Here is a 15,922-nt window from a genome sequence, read left to right as displayed (position 1 = left end):
GGCAATCGAGGGCTGCCGGCGGCAGTGATTGGGGAGATAGGATGCAGGGGATTTGGGCTAGGATGGGGGCGGCCGCGTTGTCCGGTCTGGCTGCGCTGGTGCTATCGGGCCTTGCGGCCGATGCGGCTGACCGTTTCATCGACGTGTCGAACCCGAGCGTCCATCGCGTCTTCCTGCCGATGTCACAGTCGGTGACGCTCCAGGTGAGCGCCAACCTCGGCGATATCGTAGTCGGCGACGAGAAGATCGCCGATGCCCAGCCGATGACCGACCGGACGCTTTATGTCATCGGCAAGAGCGCCGGCACCACCACGGTCAATCTCTTCTCCCCGGAAAAGCGTTCGCTGGGCGTCATCCAGATCGAAGTCGGTGTCGATGTCAGCGACATGGCGCAGGCGATCCGTCAGGTGGCGCCTCGGGCGCGCATCGAGATCGGTTCGATCAACGGCAAGGTGAGGCTTGGCGGCCATGTCAAGGACGGCGCCACGCTGGCATCGATCCTTGAGGTGGTGCAGCAATATGGCCCCGACGCCATCATAAATTCCGTCATCGTCGACGACAGCCAGCAGGTGAATCTCGAGGTGCGTGTGCTCGAGGCCAAGCGCAATACCGGGCGCGACCTCGGTGTGTCGATCAGGAGCACAAACGGTAGCGGCACGTCACGCACCGGAACCGGCATTGCCGCCGTCGATGAAGACGATGTGGTGCTTGGACCGGGCGGTCTGCTTAGCGGTCTACTGTCGAACAGTAGTCCCTTCGCGGCGCTGATCACCCGCGTCATCGACAGCAACATCAAGGTCGACCTGATCATTGAAGCGCTTGAGGCCAAGGGGGCTGTGCGCACGCTGGCTGAGCCCAATCTCACCACGCTGTCCGGTGAGCCGGCCAGCTTCAACGCCGGGGGCGAAGTGCCTATCCGTGTCATCGGCACCGATGGTGAGGTAACCATCACGTACAAGCAATTCGGCGTCAATCTGCTGTTCACGCCGGTCGTACTCGACGACGGCAAGATCCATATGAAGCTGGCGCCGGAGGTGAGCGACCTGACCGGTTTCACCACCGCCGGCGACCCGATCTTCACCAACCGCAAGCTGGCGACCGTGGTCGAACTGCGCGACGGCCAGAGTTTCGCTGTCGGCGGGTTGTTGTCCAGCAAGACCACCAAGCTGCAGAACCAGGTGCCGTGGCTCGGCCAGGTTCCGGTCATCGGCTCACTGTTCCGCAATTCGAGCAACCAGAAGGAAGAGACCGAACTCGTCGTGATCGTCACGCCGCACATCGTGCGGCCGGTCAAGCCCGGCGAGCAACTGGCGACCCCGTTCGATAAGACGCGGCCGGCCAACGATCCGGAATTCTTCATCCTCGGTCAGCTCGAGGTGAACAAGGATATGATCCGCAAATATGAAACGGGAGACGGTGTGACCGGCCCCTATGGCCACATGCTGGACTTCAAATCGAAGGACAAGATGCTCTATGTCAAGAAATAGCGCCTTGGTCCTCCTCTTGTGTGCCGGCGCGCTGTCAAGCTGCGCCGCCGACTATCTGAACCATTACGATTCGGTGACCCTGGCCGCCGGCGATACGCAGAAATACAATTCGCTGCTGCAGACGGTCGATCCATTCAACCCGAATTCGAAGAACACACATATCGAAGGCGACGGCACGCGGGGTGCGCTTGTTGCCCGTAACTACAAATTTCCGCCACCACCACCGTCACCGCCTGCAATCACGGTCAATGTCGGCGGTTCTGGTGTTACCAACGGAGCGAATTGAGCAGAAGGATGCGATGCGCCGGGCTTCGAAGGGCTTGGCGCGAGGGGTAAAGGGATAGGGCCATGCTGCGAACTGTTCGCGCGTTCTGGCACGATCAGAAAGGACTAGCGCTGATCCTCGTCAGCGTCATGCTGCCGGCGATCATCGGTTTTTCCTTGTTGGCGATCGACATGAGCAGGGTCAACAACCTGCACAACGATCTGCAGAAGGGCGCCGACGCGTTTGCGCTTGCGGCTGCAGCGGAGTTGGACGGGAGCAGTGGCTCCTGGGTGCGCGCCGAACGGGCCATGGCGACGCTTGTGCACAACGAAAGCAATTTCTCGACCGCAGGCAGAGTCCCGATGGGCGCTGGCCAACCGGGAGGCACGCAGCGCTGCAACAGTGCCGGAAGCATCTCCTGGTGCTTCCTCAAGGCCATCCCCCCGTCTGACGGCACCAAGATCACAACAGCCAACCAAGGCTCCTATCTGGCCGACAGTACGCCTGCCGTCGGAGAAAAGGAAACGCGATTCATCCAGGTGACAGTCGTTCCCGAAGGGTTTGCCGCAATCTTCCCAGCCTCTTTTGTAACGTCCGGCGCCAGTGACAGCTTCAATGTCGGAGCAGTCGCGGTGGCGGGTTTCACCTCCGGCGTCTGCGATTTTACACCGGTTTTCATGTGCAATCCCTATGAGATGGCGAACGGAATAAACAATGCCGGCGGCTACACGCTTGAGCAGGCCGTTTCCAACCCGGCCGTCCATCGCCGGCTGATAGAACTGAGGAAGGTCGGAAACGGGGCTGCCGCTGGTCCGGGTAATTTCGGGTTCCTTGAACCCCCGCAAGGCATAGGAAACGGTGCCCAAGCGCTGGCTGAAACGATTGCGACTTCAACCCCAATCGGATGCTACAATTCCGCGAGCGTTTCGACAAAAACCGGCCAGAATGCTGGCCCGGTGCAGGACGCCTTCAATGTCCGGTTCGGAATAAAAGCCAGCGGAAACAACTTCAACACTCCTGTATACGGTCCAGCCGCGAACGTCCGCAAAGGGGCGATAAAAACCCAAGGAAGCGCGAACCAATGCCCTTCCATGAACCAACTTTCATTCACCTTAGCTGGAACAATGGGCCTTCCGCGGGATGCAACCACTCCGTATCTGAGCGGCCGGATGGGCGATGGAAATTGGAATTTCTCCGGCTACTGGAGCACCAACTTTCATTCCGCTGCTTACCCTGCATCATGGGACACAACAAAGCCAACGCGCTATGAGGTGTACCGTTACGAGATATCGGCAGGTCTGGTGAGCAGCGCGTCAACAGGTGGAGAGGTCGGAACCCCGTCGGCGGCTTGCCAGCCGCCTGTCACGACAATTGATCGTCGGTTGATTTATGGCGCGATCCTGAACTGCAACGCGCTAGAAGCAGCGGGCAACGATCTATCCGGCCACAGCACCAATCTGCCTGTCGAAGCCTTCGGCAGTTTCTTCCTCACGGAACCTGTTCCCTCGGCGTCTGACGACGCGTCGGTGATGGTCGAACTTGTCGACGTAACCGGCGGTGCCGGCCAAGGTACGCTTGACAATTTTCTTCGCGACGAAGCCCAACTCTACCGGTGACGCCAATGATGAAAGCGCTGTCCCAACATCTCCACCGATTTCGACGCGAGCAACGGGGTACGGTTCTCGTCGAAATGGCGCTAATCGCACCGCTGATACTTCTGTTTTCGGGAGGCGTGTTCGAGTTCGGCAACTTGATCCACAAGAAGCTTCTGATGGAAGCCGGCCTGTCGGATGCGGCACGTTTTGCCGCGCGGTGCAACAGTCAGTTGTACACCAAGGCGGGGCTGGCGGCGATAAACTGCGCAGACATCGCTGCGAACATCGCCGTGTTCGGCAAAGCAGCAGCAAATCCGTCAACGGATACCCCGCGCGTCAATGGCTGGCAGAAAACCGATGTAACGATCACCATCGCAGCCGCCGGCTCCTGTCACGACGCTGTAGAATCCGGCGTCACCCAATATCGAACTACCACTGCACAAGTCTGCATAGTCAGGGCGGCTGGGACGTTGGCCTATAGTGGCATCGGAATGCTGTCGCTGGTCGGCATCAACTCTATGACGCTGCATGGCTTTCACGAAGAGCGGTTGATCCGATTCTGAGCATGATCAGGCGCTTTGCAAAATCAGAAGACGGCTCAACCATGGTGGAAATGGCCATTGTATCGACTCTGCTGTTTACGCTGACGCTGGGGTTCGTCGACTTCGGCTACGCCTTCTATCAATGGAATGCTGCGACCAAGGCCGTGCAGATCGGCGCCCGCTTGGCGTCGATATCGGATCCCATTGCAACCAGCCTCGCGACTGCCGGGCCGACATCGTCTCCGGGCGCTCCGGTCGTCGCCGGCGTCTATGGGCCGTTCGTCTGCACGTACACCGCCGGCACGGGCGCTTGCAGCAACAGCGGCGGCTTCAGCGCCGCCAATTTCAGCCGCATCTTTCGCGGCGACACGGCAAACACCGACAGCGACGCCTGTCCCGACCTTGCCGCAGACCAGCGGGCTGGCATGTGCCACTTCTTTCCAGGCCTGCGGCGCGACAATGTTGTCGTCACCTATGCCGCTACAGGTCTGGGATATCAGACCCGACTGGGTGGGCCGGTGCCGACAATTACCGTCAACCTCCGGAACATAACCTTCCAGTTCTTCTTCCTGCAAGGACTACTCGGGTACGCTAACAAAACTATGCCCTCCATGCTAAGCACGGTCACGGGCGAAGACTTGAAGAGTACTTTCCCATGAACGCCATCGACACAAAGGTCCTTCCGACCAAGCGAAAGCAGGTGGCGCTTTTCTCGTCGGATGCGAATTTCAAGCGCGATGTGGCGACGCGGCTCGACGCGCTGGCGATCTATGATGTCCGGATTTCCGAGACCGGCGACTTCCTCAGGGGTCCGCCCGCGGACACGCGCCCCGGCATCGTCATCCTCGACCTCGGCAATGGCGAGTTGCTCGGCAGGCCGGGCATCGTCGAAGTGCGCGCCCTTTGGGCAACCGTGCCGCTGATCGCGGTCTCGGACGAACTGTCGTCGGAGCAGACGCGTGTGCTGGTGCGCATGAACGCTTCGGACTGGCTGCACAAGCCGCTCGACGGCAAGGAACTGCTCAATGCGGTGACCTTCCACGACACCGGCAACCAGGGAACCAAAAGCCGTATCATCACCTTCATCAGTGCGAGCGGCGGCGCCGGCGCGACGACGCTCGCTCTCTCGGCGGCCGAGTTCCTGTCATCGAAGTCGAAAGAGCGGGCGGCTTCCACTTGTCTGGTCGACCTAGATTTCCAGAGCGCCAATTGCGGCGCCTATCTCAACCAGTTCAACCAGTTCGACCTCGGCGGCATCATCGGCCAGCCGGAGAGGCTCGACGTCGAGCTGATGGATGTCATCAAGCTCTCGCGCCCGTCCGGGCTGACGCTCTATTCCTTCGAGAGGCCGCAATTGCCTTTCGAACCGCAGGGCAGTGATTTTGTCTTCCGGCTGCTGGACCTCGTCGCCTACCGGTTTGACGACATCGTCATCGACCTGCCGAACATCGAGACGCCTTGGCACAATTCCGTGCTGTCGACGAGCGATGAGATATTCATCGTCTTCGAACTCAACGTCGCCTCGCTGCGGCAAGGCAAACGGCTCTACAAGAAGATCCGTGAGTTGCGTGGCAATGCTGTCAGCATCACGCTGGTCGCCAACAAGCACAAGCGCAAATGGTTCGGCAACCATTTTTCGCGCAGCGAACTCGAAAAGATCTTCAAGGCGCCGCACATCAAGTCGGTCGCGCTGGACAATGCGCTCCTCACCGATGCGTTGAACCGTGCTATCCTGCCTGCCGAGGTGGATGGGCGTGCGCGCTTCAACAAGGACCTGAAGCGGATGTTCAAAGAGCGGCTCGATGACGCTGCTGCCAAATAGGTATCGGATCGTCCTTGGGTTGGTCTGCGCCATGGGCATGGCGCTGGCGATGTCGGTCCAGGATTTTGCCAGCGCGCGATCGGCACTTTCGGATCGGCCGCCGCTGCCGGCAATGGGCCCCAGCCTGCGCAAGACAGTTGCCTTCGAGACGACAGAACAGCCCGGAACAATCGTTATCCGCAAGGGCGAGAAAGCGCTTTACCTGGTGACCCGACAGGGCCAGGCGCTTCGCTATCAGATCAGCGTCGGACGCGACGGATTTGGCTGGACCGGGGTCGTCAAGGTGGGGGCGAAGACCGAATGGCCGGAATGGCGCCCACCCCGCGAAATGCGCGCCCGCCAGCCGGACCTGCCGCAAATGGTGCCTGCCGGTCCCTACAACCCACTCGGCGCCAGGGCGCTCTATCTGCTTCGGGACGGGCGTGACACGCTCTATCGGATACACGGAACCAACGATCCCAAGGGTGTTGGCTTCGACGGAACATCGGGGTGTTTTCGCCTTACCAACACCGATGTGATCGATCTCTTCAAGCGCGTCGCGATCGGCGCAAAGGTGGTGGTTCAATGACGATGATCAGCGAACCGGACATGCCGGCAATCGAGATTGGGACAGCAGCCCGCACCGGAGAGCAAGCTGCCGTTGTGAAACCGAGCGACAAAAGCATTATCGGCGCGGTCATCATCGGCACGTCCCTGCTCACTTTGGTGAATATGGTAGCCGCGGTTTATCTATACCGCGGCATCAGCGATATGCGCTTTCTGGAAGGGCGCCTGGAACAACTCGGGACGTTTGAACAACGAATCGGGGGCCGGCTGGACACGGTCAACAACGGTTTTCAGAGCCGATTTGAAAAACTGGACACTCAACTGCAGAGCAGCTTTGGCGAAATCAACCGGAGCATAGCCCGGCTGGAACAGAACCAGCCTATTGTCCATGACGAAATCACGTCGAGCGCAGCGGAACCTTCCGTCGACACGACCAGCAGCATGGCGGAGGCGCCTGCTGTTCTCGATGGTGAAGACGCGACCGAGCCCAGCGTCGTCGATACACCGCGTCCGCCCAAAAGGAGGATTGCAGCTGCAGCGCCTGCCCCAAGCCCCGACTACCAGCGCATAGAGCAGGCCGACGGCAAGGTTTACTACCGGAAGATCAACTAACGCCGGAAAAAGGTGGGGCTATCCTAGAGATCTCGCTGCAGAGCAACGAGCCTAGCGGCCAGCGCTTCGGACCGCTGTCGGGTTTCGCTGAGGAAGATGACATGGCAGTAGGCGCATGCCGTCACGCCCAGAAACAGCACAAGACTGTTCTTCAAGGTGAAATCGACCGTTAGTTGGAACGGAAGGCCGCCGGGTACCGTGAAAGAGGCGATCGTGCTGGCTGTTTCGGAATGGCTGGTGACAGCGATCATCAACCCGGCGAAAAGCAGGGCGACGTGGTTGGCAAGGAAGAAGAACGCGGCCGACCTTCTTGTGCGGCACGCCATCCAGCAAGCGGTCGACGCGGCGGCCAGCATCAAGGCATCAAAAACCATCGACGACCCGAGATAAAGATCGACCTGTTGCCAGAACATGGTCGACAGCGGCCTTAGTTCAAGCCAAAACCGCCACATTGTGGGACTGGCCGGATATGCTCCCAGCAAGAAAGTCGCCATGCGCTCCCCTGCCAAGATAAGCAGGATCAGAGCTGGGAAGGCAAAGAGCATTATCGACTTGCGCTTCATGTCACCCTCGACAAACTGGCAACAAGATAGCTTGCAGAGATTGAGCGAGGCTTAACGGAGCGTTGGTGGTGCCGCGGCAGCGCAGCCAGCGGCGCATGGCAGCTGCATATCAGAAAGCGGCATGCGCCATTAGTTGTTTTGGGTGAGCACGAGCGTCACCACCTTCGGCTCGACTCGTTGCAGACATCGTTCCGGAATATTGGGCCACATCGCCTTGGCGCATCCCTCTTCGCCTGGCGCCGGCGCCAGCGAGAGTTCTGAGCTACGGGCTTCCTCGGCGGTCGACAGGAATACCTGTGTAGCCAGCGCGGTCGCCATGGATACCTGGACGAGGATAAGAGCGTAAGCGAAACTTCTGATCATCCGCTCGCAACGCCGAATTCGCGAACTGGTTCCAATGGCCTGGCTACCGGGTAACCACGATCGCGATTCTTGGCTCCTCGCAGTGAATTTTGCCATTCAATACCGGCGGATGTTGAACGAAGTACGCGTCTTGTCCTTGGCCGCCTTTCCAGAATACGACGCGTACTCGCGAAAGGTGCCGATGCTCGTCCCTTTTTCGCGAAGGTTGACGCTAGCCGCGCATTGATGGCCAGCAGTCGGGGTCGGTTCCGGTAGGGCGCGCGCCGGCATTCATCGCTGATCCGGTGCCGCTTGAACGTCCGCTCTTGACACCCTTGAAACTAGAGGCCCCCGAATTCGCCTCCGAATGTCAGTAATCGCGAGAGCGCTTCGGGCAATCCCGGAAAGAGCAATCCCACTTCAATCGCGATTACCGCGAGGACTTGGAGCAGGACGATGCGAGCGAGGCTGGAGCGGAACGGCTCCTTGCGCGTCTTGTGCCGGATCGTCTTTTGCGCGATCACAGTCCCGATGCTACCGCCAATGATGGCGAGTGTAAGAAGCGTCGACTCTGGAATGCGTTGGGCACCGTTTTTGGCCTTAGCCTTGTCGAACGACATGGTGGCGTAAGCCAGCAAGTTTACCGCGACAGCGTAGCCGATGACCCCGATTGCAAACTGCCCCGGCATGCGCTCCTCCACCTTCGGGCCAGTATAACCTAAGCCCGCTAAATCATCGGATGGCAACGGGTCCATCTAAATGGGCTATCTGAAACGTCGTCATGGTGACACGAAGTGACCGATGAGCCTGTCGAGTTCATCCTGCGTCGGGCGCCTGTCGCGCTGATGGCCTTTCCAACCACGCGAAGCCTCTTCAGGGCAATACGCGCGAGATCAACCGGTTCGACCTTGACGGGCAGACCGTGCACCGCAGCGGCATGAGCCAGAATGAGTTTTACAAAGCCAATGTCGATGCCGAGCGTCATCGGTCCGGCACCTTGGGCGGCCCGGTCGCGACCAAAACGAATGAGCCGTTCGCGATCAAGGGCAGCTATGTTGCACTTCCCCAGATGTCTTTGGAGCATATCGAGGGCTGCGGCCTTGGAGCGGCGAGGGGACTTGCCTACATCGCACATGTCGTCGATATGAAGGTCGATGGGTTCGCCGAAAGTTTTCAGGCGCGCTATACGGACTTGGTCGGCGTCTCACCGCGATCGACTTGGCGCTCGGTTTAGGTTGCCCAGCGCCTGGCGTCGTCTCGGCGCAGAAAGGTCTCGCTAACGTAGCGACCCTTGCGACGGACTTGGACACGCCATGAACCGGACGAGAGTTTTGTGTAGGTGGCCATTTTCTCGTGTGCGCTCCGTGTGCACTGAGAGATCGAAACGTGGCGAAAAGGGTCGTATTCTGGCGTAAATTCGCGTGCACTCGGGCTGCTCTAACGATTTGATGTTAAAGAAAAAATGCTGAAAAATCAAGATCATAGACTGGCTATTGCACCCATGATGGACTGGACCGACCGGCATTGCCGGTTCTTCCACCGCCAGTTGACGCAGCGTGCGCTGCTCTACACCGAAATGGTGGTGGCGGACGCTGTCATCCATGGTGCGCGCGAGCGGCTGCTTGGTTTTGACGAGACCGAACATCCGGTGGCACTGCAGCTCGGCGGCTCCGATCCGCAAAAGCTGGCCGAGGCGGCGCGCATCGGCGAGGGCTTCGGCTACGACGAGATCAATCTCAATGTCGGCTGTCCGTCCGACCGCGTCCAGTCCGGCACGTTCGGCGCCTGCCTGATGAAAGTGCCTGACCTCGTCGCCGATTGTGTGGCGGCGATGAAGGCGGCGGTGAAAATCCCGGTGACGGTCAAATGCCGCATCGGCGTCGACGAGCAGGATCCGGAGCCCGCGCTCGACGCGCTGGCCGACGGCGTTTTCGCGGCCGGCGCCGACGCGCTGTGGGTGCATGCGCGCAAGGCTTGGCTGGAGGGTCTGAGCCCGAAGGAAAATCGCGACATCCCGCCGCTCGACTATGACAGGGTCTATCGCCTCAAGGCGGGAAAATCGAACAAATTCATCGGCATCAACGGCGGCGTTCAATCGCTCGAAGAGGCGGCTCGCCACCTCGATCATGTCGATGGCGCCATGCTTGGCCGCGCCGCCTACCACACGCCAGGCATCTTGGCCGGCGTCGACGCGGCATTCTACGGCGACAAGGCCGGCGCCTACGATTTTGCCGCGCTGATCGACACGATGGCCGACTACGCCGCGCGGCATATCGAGCAGGGCGGGCGGCTCGGCCACGTCACCCGCCACATGGTCGGGCTGTTCCACGGCCTGCCGGGCGCGCGCCGCTTCCGGCAGATACTGTCCACCGACGCGACGAAACCCGGCGCCGGACCGGATGTGCTGAAGGCAGCGTTCGCTGCCGTCGATTTCGACCGTGTTGAAAAGGCCGCTTAAGCAGTTCAGTCGCGCAGAATCATCCGGTCGCCGCGCACGTCGAAACCCGACAGGGAACCGATGAAGTTCATGCCGAGCAGGCTCTGGCTGAGCGCGCCGGGCGCGGCGACCATCACCTGCATGTTCTTGCGCACGATGCCGCCGATCGCCAGTTCGTCGGTGCGCACCGAAGCGGCGCGTGCCATGCCATTGGCGGTCGAGACCGGGACGGTGAAGCTCAGCGCGGCCGGATTGAAGCCGGCCGCCAGCGCGTCTTCGGCGGTGAGCACTGTACTGGTCGCGCCGGTATCGACGACGGTGCGGATCGGCGCGCCGTTGATCGTGATGCGGGCCTCGAAATGGCCGCTGTCGGCCTTGTCCAGGGTCACGGTGGCATGGCCGTCCTCGACGCCGAGCGCCAGCGGGCTGCCGGGAACGAGGCCCGCCGTCACCCGGCTGGCGAAATCCTGCAACTCGTAGCGGTACTGGTAGCCGGCGACGAGCGCCAGCACGATCAGGGCCCACGTGCCGAGATTGCGGGCCATGACGCCGAGCGGCCTGCCGGACCGGACAAGGCCGGCGCTGACGAGCAAGCCGATCGCCCCCAGCCAGACCAGACGGCTGAAATCGTAATTCTCGATGCCGAACGTGCTGCCGGCGTCGTTGTTGATCATCAGCAGCACCAGCCCGAGGCCGATTGCCGCCATCACGATCCAGAACAGTCGGTTCATTGGACCTGCCGCCTCAAGAGAGGACGTCGCGCTCGCGCGCCATGCGGCTGCGGCGTGTTTCCCGGCGCGGCCGGCGCTCGACCGTTTCCAATCGGGCCGGCAACTCGGCCATGACGCTGCGGCGTACCTCCGGCGTCATCCCCATCCAGGCGCCGATTTCATCGCGCGTGCGGCCACAGCCGAAGCAGAAGCCGGTTTTCATGTCGATCGAACAGACCAGGATGCACGGGGATTCGATGGCCGTCATGACTTTCTCTTGAAGGTTCCGTCCGGAATCCCTCGTTCCATCTCCACATGGTGCAACGGCAAAGCCAATGCAAGCCCTTCGGAATGCGGCGCGGGCAACCGCTTTCGCGCCAATGTCGAGGGGAGTTGTGCCGGCCGGGCAAGGCGGTTATGCCGCTGATCAACCACAGGGAATGATCAGGACCGACATGACCAGCGCGCTGCCCTTCGACGACTTTCGCAATCTGCTGGCGAGCCTGCCGCCTGCCGATACAGTCGCGGAAAACAGGGTGCGCACCCTGTTTTCCAAGGCCGACAAGCCGAAAGCCTCGCTTGGACGTATCGAGGACATCGCCGCCTGGCTTGCTGTCTGGAGCGGGCGCGCCCCGCCGGCGGTGAACCGGCCCCTAGTGGCGATCTTCGCCGGTAACCATGGCGTGACCCGCCACGGCATCTCGCCGCGCCCTGTCGCTGCGACCGCAAACGCCGTTGAGCTGTGCGCCGCCGGCGGTGCGGCAATCAACCAGATTTGCGTCGCCAACAATCTTGGCCTCAAGGTGTTCGATCTGGCGCTGCACATTGCGACCGCCGACATCACCGAGGACGCCGCCCTCGACGAACGCGGCTGCGCCGCCACCATGGCCTTCGGCATGGAAGCCATTGCCGGTGGCTCCGATCTGATTTGCCTCGGCGATCTCGGCGTCGGCAACTCCACCGTTGCGGCGGCTTTGTGCGCCGCCCTGTTCGGTGGCAGCGGCGCCGACTGGGTCGGCCCCGCCTCGGGCGCCGACGCGGCCATGCAGGCGCGCAAGGCTGATGTAGTCGATAAAGCCGTCGCCTTGCATGGTGCGGCTCTGAAGGACCCCCTGGAAGCACTGCGCCGGGTCGGCGGCCGCGAATTCGCGGCCATTGCCGGCGCTATCCTCGCCGCCCGGATGCAAAAAATCCCGGTGCTGCTCGACGGCTTCGCCGCGACCGCTGCCGCTGCCGTGCTGCATGCCGCCAACCCGGGTGCGCTCGACCATTGCCTGCTGGCCAGCCAGTCGCCCGAACCCGGCCAAAGGCTTGCCGCCGAGCGGCTCGGCCTCAGGCCGCTGTTCGATCTCGGCATCAGCCACGGCGAAGGGGTAGGGGCCGCCCTTGCCGCCGGTCTGGTCAAGGCGGCGGCGCTTACCAGTTCGGGCATGGCGGCGGCGGTCAAAGCCTAGAACAAGCTGTCAGCGTCGGCGAGCCGCCGCGACCGCCTTTGTCGGCAGCGCCGGCAGTTCCTCCATCACTCGGGCGAGCGGGAAGATGGCGATTGCCTCGGTGCCTTCGCGCAATTTCGACTGAAGTTCGAATTCGCCGCCATGCATGGCGAGCAGGCCCTGAACGATCGGCAGCCCGAGCCCGGTGCCCTGTTCGGCGCTCTTGATGGCGATCGAGCCCTGGCCGAAGGCGGACAGCACGATCGGGATTTCGTCCTCCGGTATGCCCGGCCCATTGTCCTTGACCGAAATGTACTGGCCACCGCCCGCCGTCCAGCCGACGCGCACGCGAACTTCGCCGCCGGTGGCGGTGAATTTGATGGCGTTGGACAGGAGGTTGAGCGTGATCTGCCGCACCGCGCGCTCGTCGGCGAACAGCCGCGGCAGGGCACTTTCGAAATCCTGGACGATGCGGATGTCCTTGTTGCGCGCCTTCAATTCCATCATGTGGCAGCAATCTTCGGCGATGTTGAGCAGCATCACCGGCTCTTCGTTGAGCTGATAGCGGCCGGCCTCGATGCGCGACAGATCGAGGATTTCGTTGATCAGGTCGAGCAGATGCTGGCCGGAATCGTGCACGTCGCGGGCGTAGTCGCGATAGGTCGGGTTGCTCATCGGCCCGAGCACCTCATTGGCCATCACCTCGGAAAAACCGAGAATGGCGTTGAGGGGCGTCCTGAGCTCATGGCTCATAGAAGCAAGGAAGCGCGACTTCGCCAGATTGGCGTCTTCGGCCCGCCGACGAGCTTCGTCCGACATTGATTTCGCTGTCTCCACCTCGGCGAGCAGCGCGTCCTTTTCGGAGCGGAAGGACAGAAGTATCAGCGACGAGCGGTTGAGATGGCGCGCGATATAGGCAAAGAACGGCAATGCCGCGACCAGCAGGGCGACCATGATCGTCCCGACCGGCACCCAAAATTTCGTTTCAGCATAGGCATAGACCGCCACCGGAACGACGAAGGTGGCAAGCAGAGAGCCGCGCAAGGACGACGCCATGATAGCGGTCGCCGCCATGGCCAGCAGCAGCACCACCGCCTTGGCGGCCTGGAACTGGTCGATCTGGCAGGTGGCGCAGCCGAGCCATGCGAACCACGCCCAGCCGAGGCCGCACAGCGAATGTCCGATCAGGAAATCCCTGCGGGTGTGAACAGGATTGAGCTCGGCGGCTTCGGTGCGCTCGACGCGGCGCGCCATGAAGGCGACGATCGAATAGCAGATCAGGGTGAACAGCGCCCAGACGCTGATCTGTTTGTCCACACCGGCCAGCAGCCCGGCCGCCGCGACCGCCAACACCAGCAGTGGGATGACGGCTGCGCCGCGCACCATGGTCCCGGCATGCAGCTTCAGCAGTTCACGGTCGAAGTCGAGATTGCCAACCTGCTGCGAAAGACGGTCGCGCGTCTTGCGCACCGCGCGCGCCACATCGCTGTTGCGGTGCGGTTTCCGGCGGTCCACAATGAATTTATCCGCTGTGTTCGAGCGTAGCAGAGGCATGGAAACTTCGATTTATGCGCGCAGCGATCTCAATTCGTTAAGCTACGTTCGAATGATTAAGAGACTGTTTGCCATATGAGCCGTTCGTGGTCGCCAAGGCCGCGCCGGCGATACTATCCGCCGCCGCCGCGAAGCCTGTGGCGCAAGCTGCTGGATTACGCGCTGACGGTCATTCTGCTCGGCCTGCTGATCCTGCTCGCCGCACGCCTCGACCGTTTCGAGACGCGCAAGGCGCAAGGGGTGGCGATCGTCAACGATGGCGATTCACTCACTCTTGGCACCGAACGTATCCGCATGCGCGGCATCGACGCTCCGGAATACCAGCAGATCTGCCGTAGGGATGGCGCAGACTACGCCTGCGGCAGGCTGGCGCGCCAGGCGCTGGTGCGGCTGATATCAGGAAATCCGGTGACCTGCAGCGGCTGGCAGCGCGACCGCTACGGCCGCCTGCTCGGCGATTGCAAGGCCGGCGGCAAGGATCTCAACCGGGCCCAGGTTGAGGCCGGCTGGGCCATTGCCTATGGCGATTTCGACACCGAGCAGGCCATTGCCCGCGCCGGCAAGGTTGGCATCTGGGCCGGCACGTTCGATGAGCCGCAAGACTGGCGCGAAAGCCACCACGGCGGCCCGCTCGAAAGAAAGCACGGCACCCTGGCTTCGGTCGGTGACGCCTTGCGAGAGATGTTTCGCTTCTGGTGACGAGCACTATAGTTGAAGGACCAGATCGGGAGGATAAGCATGAAACTGTTCGACGGCGGCCGCGCCCCCAATCCGCGGCGCGTGCGGGTTTTCCTCGCCGAAAAGGGCATCGCAGTGCCGCTGGTGCCGGTCGACATGGGTGCGATGGGGCACAAGCAGGAGCCGGTCAGGTCGCGCAACCCGCTGCAGCGGCTGCCGGTGCTCGAGCTCGACGGCGGTACCATCCTCACCGAATCCGTCGCCATCTGCCGCTATTTCGAGGAACTGCATCCCGAACCGGCGCTGTTCGGGCAAGGCGCGCTCGGCAGGGCCAAGGTCGAGATGTGGCAAAGGCGCATGGAGTTCAATCTGCTCAGCTGCGTCGCCCAGGCTTTTCGCCACATCCATCCGGCGATGAAGGAATGGGAAATTCCGCAGATCCCCCAATGGGGCGAGGCCAACAAGGCGAAAGCGGTCGAATTCCTGAAACTGCTCGACCCCGAACTGGCAAACCGCGAATTCGCCGCCGGCGACGCCTATTCGATCGCCGATATCACCGGCATGATCGCCATGGATTTCATGAAACCGGCGCGCATCAAAGTGCCGGACGAGTGCACCAACGTGCTGCGCTGGTACAGCGCCGTCTCGAGCCGTCCGAGCGCTTCCGCCTGATGGAGGCGGAACTCGAACGCTTGACGGCAAAGGTCCGCGCCTGCCGCATCTGCGTCGACACTCCGGTCGGCAGGCCACTGCCGCACGAGCCGCGCCCGGTGCTGCTGCCATCATCCAGTGCCCGCATCCTGCTCGCCGGCCAGGCGCCAGGCACAAAGGTGCATTTGTCGGGCATGCCGTTCACCGACGCGTCCGGCGACCGCTTGCGAAGCTGGCTGGGCGTGACAAGCGAGGAATTCTACGACACGGATAAATTCGCCATCGTGCCAATGGGGTTCTGCTTCCCCGGCCAGGACGCCAAGGGCGGCGACCTGCCGCCGCGCCGAGAATGCGCGCTGGCCTGGCGCGCGCCGCTGATGGCGCTGATGCCGCAGATCGACCTCGTTTTGACAATCGGCTCCTACGCGCAATCCTGGCATATGGGCCCCACGCGCCGGCCGTCGCTGACCGAAACCGTGAAGGACTGGCGCACCATCTGGGATGCGCCGGCCAGCCTGAAAGTGCTGCCGCTGCCACACCCGTCATGGCGCAACTCAGGATGGCTGAAGCAGAATCCATGGTTTGAAATGGATTTGCTGCCGTTTCTGAGATCGGAAATCCGCTATCGCATAGATTAGACTTTAAGCAAGATATCACTCGCTTTTGTGCCATCCGGCAGAATTTC

At 61.7% G+C, this 15,922-nt stretch carries 20 protein-coding genes; 14 read left to right on the top strand and 6 right to left on the bottom strand.

Annotation, left to right across the window (positions count from 1 at the left end):
- The first annotated feature begins 41 nt into the window (after positions 1 to 41).
- From NKJ18_RS11400 to NKJ18_RS11365, 8 genes are all read left to right on the top strand, one after another.
- The gene (locus NKJ18_RS11400) at positions 42 to 1,487 is read left to right on the top strand and encodes a type II and III secretion system protein family protein (protein WP_352597202.1); all 1,446 of its coding nucleotides are present in this window, start codon (positions 42 to 44) and stop codon (positions 1,485 to 1,487) included.
- Positions 1,488 to 1,491: 4 nt separating this feature from the next.
- Entirely contained in the window at positions 1,492 to 1,773 is a 282-nt protein-coding gene (locus NKJ18_RS11395; protein ID WP_352597204.1) for a hypothetical protein, read from the top strand.
- A gap of 62 nt (positions 1,774 to 1,835) precedes the next feature.
- Positions 1,836 to 3,368, top strand: coding sequence for a TadE/TadG family type IV pilus assembly protein (locus NKJ18_RS11390; RefSeq protein WP_352758244.1), 1,533 nt, complete (start codon positions 1,836 to 1,838; stop codon positions 3,366 to 3,368).
- A 5-nt stretch (positions 3,369 to 3,373) separates the two neighbouring features.
- Entirely contained in the window at positions 3,374 to 3,910 is a 537-nt protein-coding gene (locus NKJ18_RS11385) for a TadE/TadG family type IV pilus assembly protein (protein ID WP_352758243.1), read from the top strand.
- A gap of 2 nt (positions 3,911 to 3,912) precedes the next feature.
- Complete coding sequence (locus NKJ18_RS11380) at positions 3,913 to 4,548, top strand: TadE/TadG family type IV pilus assembly protein (RefSeq protein ID WP_352597210.1); 636 nt, start codon at positions 3,913 to 3,915, stop codon at positions 4,546 to 4,548.
- A complete protein-coding gene (locus tag NKJ18_RS11375) occupies positions 4,545 to 5,711 on the top strand; it encodes a CpaE/TadZ family protein (protein WP_352758242.1) in 1,167 nt (388 codons plus the stop codon). Before NKJ18_RS11380 ends, NKJ18_RS11375 begins: the two co-directional genes overlap by 4 nt.
- Positions 5,692 to 6,279 (top strand): L,D-transpeptidase, encoded by a 588-nt coding sequence (locus tag NKJ18_RS11370; RefSeq protein ID WP_023689303.1) that lies wholly within the window; start codon positions 5,692 to 5,694, stop codon positions 6,277 to 6,279. Before NKJ18_RS11375 ends, NKJ18_RS11370 begins: the two co-directional genes overlap by 20 nt.
- Complete coding sequence (locus NKJ18_RS11365; RefSeq protein ID WP_023824910.1) at positions 6,276 to 6,869, top strand: hypothetical protein; 594 nt, start codon at positions 6,276 to 6,278, stop codon at positions 6,867 to 6,869. The genes NKJ18_RS11370 and NKJ18_RS11365 overlap by 4 nt, the downstream gene beginning before the upstream one ends.
- A gap of 23 nt (positions 6,870 to 6,892) precedes the next feature.
- On the opposite strand, the gene NKJ18_RS11360 is transcribed toward NKJ18_RS11365, so the two are convergent.
- The 3 genes from NKJ18_RS11360 to NKJ18_RS11350 all read right to left on the bottom strand — a co-directional run bounded on the left by NKJ18_RS11360 (position 6,893) and on the right by NKJ18_RS11350 (position 8,463).
- Entirely contained in the window at positions 6,893 to 7,432 is a 540-nt protein-coding gene (locus NKJ18_RS11360; RefSeq protein ID WP_023726603.1) for a hypothetical protein, read from the bottom strand.
- Positions 7,433 to 7,561: 129 nt separating this feature from the next.
- Positions 7,562 to 7,750, bottom strand: coding sequence for a hypothetical protein (locus tag NKJ18_RS11355; protein WP_156931615.1), 189 nt, complete (start codon positions 7,748 to 7,750; stop codon positions 7,562 to 7,564).
- Positions 7,751 to 8,115: 365 nt separating this feature from the next.
- Positions 8,116 to 8,463, bottom strand: a complete 348-nt coding sequence (locus NKJ18_RS11350; protein ID WP_352758241.1) for a DUF1294 domain-containing protein — start codon at positions 8,461 to 8,463, stop codon at positions 8,116 to 8,118.
- A 248-nt stretch (positions 8,464 to 8,711) separates the two neighbouring features.
- Between NKJ18_RS11350 and NKJ18_RS11345 the strand changes: the two genes are divergently transcribed.
- Positions 8,712 to 9,008 (top strand): hypothetical protein, encoded by a 297-nt coding sequence (locus NKJ18_RS11345; protein WP_023726601.1) that lies wholly within the window; start codon positions 8,712 to 8,714, stop codon positions 9,006 to 9,008.
- Between the two features lie 228 nt (positions 9,009 to 9,236).
- Positions 9,237 to 10,232, top strand: coding sequence for a tRNA dihydrouridine(20/20a) synthase DusA (dusA, locus tag NKJ18_RS11340; protein WP_023726600.1), 996 nt, complete (start codon positions 9,237 to 9,239; stop codon positions 10,230 to 10,232).
- A 5-nt stretch (positions 10,233 to 10,237) separates the two neighbouring features.
- Here dusA and NKJ18_RS11335 read toward each other — a convergent pair whose 3' ends face one another.
- Positions 10,238 to 10,942, bottom strand: a complete 705-nt coding sequence (locus NKJ18_RS11335) for a TIGR02281 family clan AA aspartic protease (RefSeq protein ID WP_352758240.1) — start codon at positions 10,940 to 10,942, stop codon at positions 10,238 to 10,240.
- 13 nt (positions 10,943 to 10,955) lie between these two features.
- Positions 10,956 to 11,189, bottom strand: coding sequence for a DUF1289 domain-containing protein (locus tag NKJ18_RS11330; protein ID WP_023824914.1), 234 nt, complete (start codon positions 11,187 to 11,189; stop codon positions 10,956 to 10,958).
- A gap of 187 nt (positions 11,190 to 11,376) precedes the next feature.
- Here NKJ18_RS11330 and NKJ18_RS11325 point away from each other — a divergent pair, with 187 nt between their 5' ends.
- A complete protein-coding gene (locus NKJ18_RS11325; RefSeq protein WP_023726598.1) occupies positions 11,377 to 12,375 on the top strand; it encodes a nicotinate-nucleotide--dimethylbenzimidazole phosphoribosyltransferase in 999 nt (332 codons plus the stop codon).
- A gap of 9 nt (positions 12,376 to 12,384) precedes the next feature.
- Here the strand turns inward: NKJ18_RS11325 and NKJ18_RS11320 are convergent, their stop codons facing one another.
- Entirely contained in the window at positions 12,385 to 13,908 is a 1,524-nt protein-coding gene (locus NKJ18_RS11320; protein ID WP_023669017.1) for a sensor histidine kinase, read from the bottom strand.
- 75 nt (positions 13,909 to 13,983) lie between these two features.
- On the opposite strand from NKJ18_RS11320, the gene NKJ18_RS11315 reads away from it, so the two are divergent.
- From NKJ18_RS11315 to NKJ18_RS11305, 3 genes are read left to right on the top strand one after another with little or no spacing between them, the layout of a single operon-like run.
- A complete protein-coding gene (locus NKJ18_RS11315) occupies positions 13,984 to 14,607 on the top strand; it encodes a thermonuclease family protein (protein WP_023669016.1) in 624 nt (207 codons plus the stop codon).
- 39 nt (positions 14,608 to 14,646) lie between these two features.
- Entirely contained in the window at positions 14,647 to 15,258 is a 612-nt protein-coding gene (locus tag NKJ18_RS11310; RefSeq protein WP_023669015.1) for a glutathione S-transferase, read from the top strand.
- Positions 15,258 to 15,875, top strand: a complete 618-nt coding sequence (locus tag NKJ18_RS11305) for a uracil-DNA glycosylase family protein (RefSeq protein WP_352758299.1) — start codon at positions 15,258 to 15,260, stop codon at positions 15,873 to 15,875. Before NKJ18_RS11310 ends, NKJ18_RS11305 begins: the two co-directional genes overlap by 1 nt.
- Positions 15,876 to 15,922 lie beyond the last annotated feature (47 nt).

Origin of the sequence: Mesorhizobium sp. M0217 (assembly GCF_040321955.1) — a bacterium.
Lineage (GTDB): Bacteria > Pseudomonadota > Alphaproteobacteria > Rhizobiales > Rhizobiaceae > Mesorhizobium.
This window is presented reverse-complemented; position numbering and strand designations above follow the sequence as displayed.

What these genes read in the sequence shown, in the direction of transcription:
- dusA (WP_023726600.1), top strand. Translation starts at nt 9,237, where the DNA reads ATGCTGAAAAATCAAGATCATAGACTGGCTATTGCACCCATGATGGAC.
- NKJ18_RS11400 (WP_352597202.1), top strand. Translation starts at nt 42, where the DNA reads ATGCAGGGGATTTGGGCTAGGATGGGGGCGGCCGCGTTGTCCGGTCTG.
- NKJ18_RS11310 (WP_023669015.1), top strand. Translation starts at nt 14,647, where the DNA reads ATGAAACTGTTCGACGGCGGCCGCGCCCCCAATCCGCGGCGCGTGCGG.
- NKJ18_RS11305 (WP_352758299.1), top strand. Translation starts at nt 15,258, where the DNA reads ATGGAGGCGGAACTCGAACGCTTGACGGCAAAGGTCCGCGCCTGCCGC.
- NKJ18_RS11315 (WP_023669016.1), top strand. Translation starts at nt 13,984, where the DNA reads ATGAGCCGTTCGTGGTCGCCAAGGCCGCGCCGGCGATACTATCCGCCG.
- NKJ18_RS11335 (WP_352758240.1), bottom strand. Translation starts at nt 10,942, where the DNA reads ATGAACCGACTGTTCTGGATCGTGATGGCGGCAATCGGCCTCGGGCTG.
- NKJ18_RS11330 (WP_023824914.1), bottom strand. Translation starts at nt 11,189, where the DNA reads ATGACGGCCATCGAATCCCCGTGCATCCTGGTCTGTTCGATCGACATG.
- NKJ18_RS11375 (WP_352758242.1), top strand. Translation starts at nt 4,545, where the DNA reads ATGAACGCCATCGACACAAAGGTCCTTCCGACCAAGCGAAAGCAGGTG.
- NKJ18_RS11385 (WP_352758243.1), top strand. Translation starts at nt 3,374, where the DNA reads ATGATGAAAGCGCTGTCCCAACATCTCCACCGATTTCGACGCGAGCAA.
- NKJ18_RS11355 (WP_156931615.1), bottom strand. Translation starts at nt 7,750, where the DNA reads ATGGCGACCGCGCTGGCTACACAGGTATTCCTGTCGACCGCCGAGGAA.
- NKJ18_RS11345 (WP_023726601.1), top strand. Translation starts at nt 8,712, where the DNA reads ATGAGCCAGAATGAGTTTTACAAAGCCAATGTCGATGCCGAGCGTCAT.
- NKJ18_RS11365 (WP_023824910.1), top strand. Translation starts at nt 6,276, where the DNA reads ATGACGATGATCAGCGAACCGGACATGCCGGCAATCGAGATTGGGACA.
- NKJ18_RS11320 (WP_023669017.1), bottom strand. Translation starts at nt 13,908, where the DNA reads ATGCCTCTGCTACGCTCGAACACAGCGGATAAATTCATTGTGGACCGC.
- NKJ18_RS11350 (WP_352758241.1), bottom strand. Translation starts at nt 8,463, where the DNA reads ATGCCGGGGCAGTTTGCAATCGGGGTCATCGGCTACGCTGTCGCGGTA.
- NKJ18_RS11390 (WP_352758244.1), top strand. Translation starts at nt 1,836, where the DNA reads ATGCTGCGAACTGTTCGCGCGTTCTGGCACGATCAGAAAGGACTAGCG.
- NKJ18_RS11370 (WP_023689303.1), top strand. Translation starts at nt 5,692, where the DNA reads ATGACGCTGCTGCCAAATAGGTATCGGATCGTCCTTGGGTTGGTCTGC.
- NKJ18_RS11325 (WP_023726598.1), top strand. Translation starts at nt 11,377, where the DNA reads ATGACCAGCGCGCTGCCCTTCGACGACTTTCGCAATCTGCTGGCGAGC.
- NKJ18_RS11360 (WP_023726603.1), bottom strand. Translation starts at nt 7,432, where the DNA reads ATGAAGCGCAAGTCGATAATGCTCTTTGCCTTCCCAGCTCTGATCCTG.
- NKJ18_RS11380 (WP_352597210.1), top strand. Translation starts at nt 3,913, where the DNA reads ATGATCAGGCGCTTTGCAAAATCAGAAGACGGCTCAACCATGGTGGAA.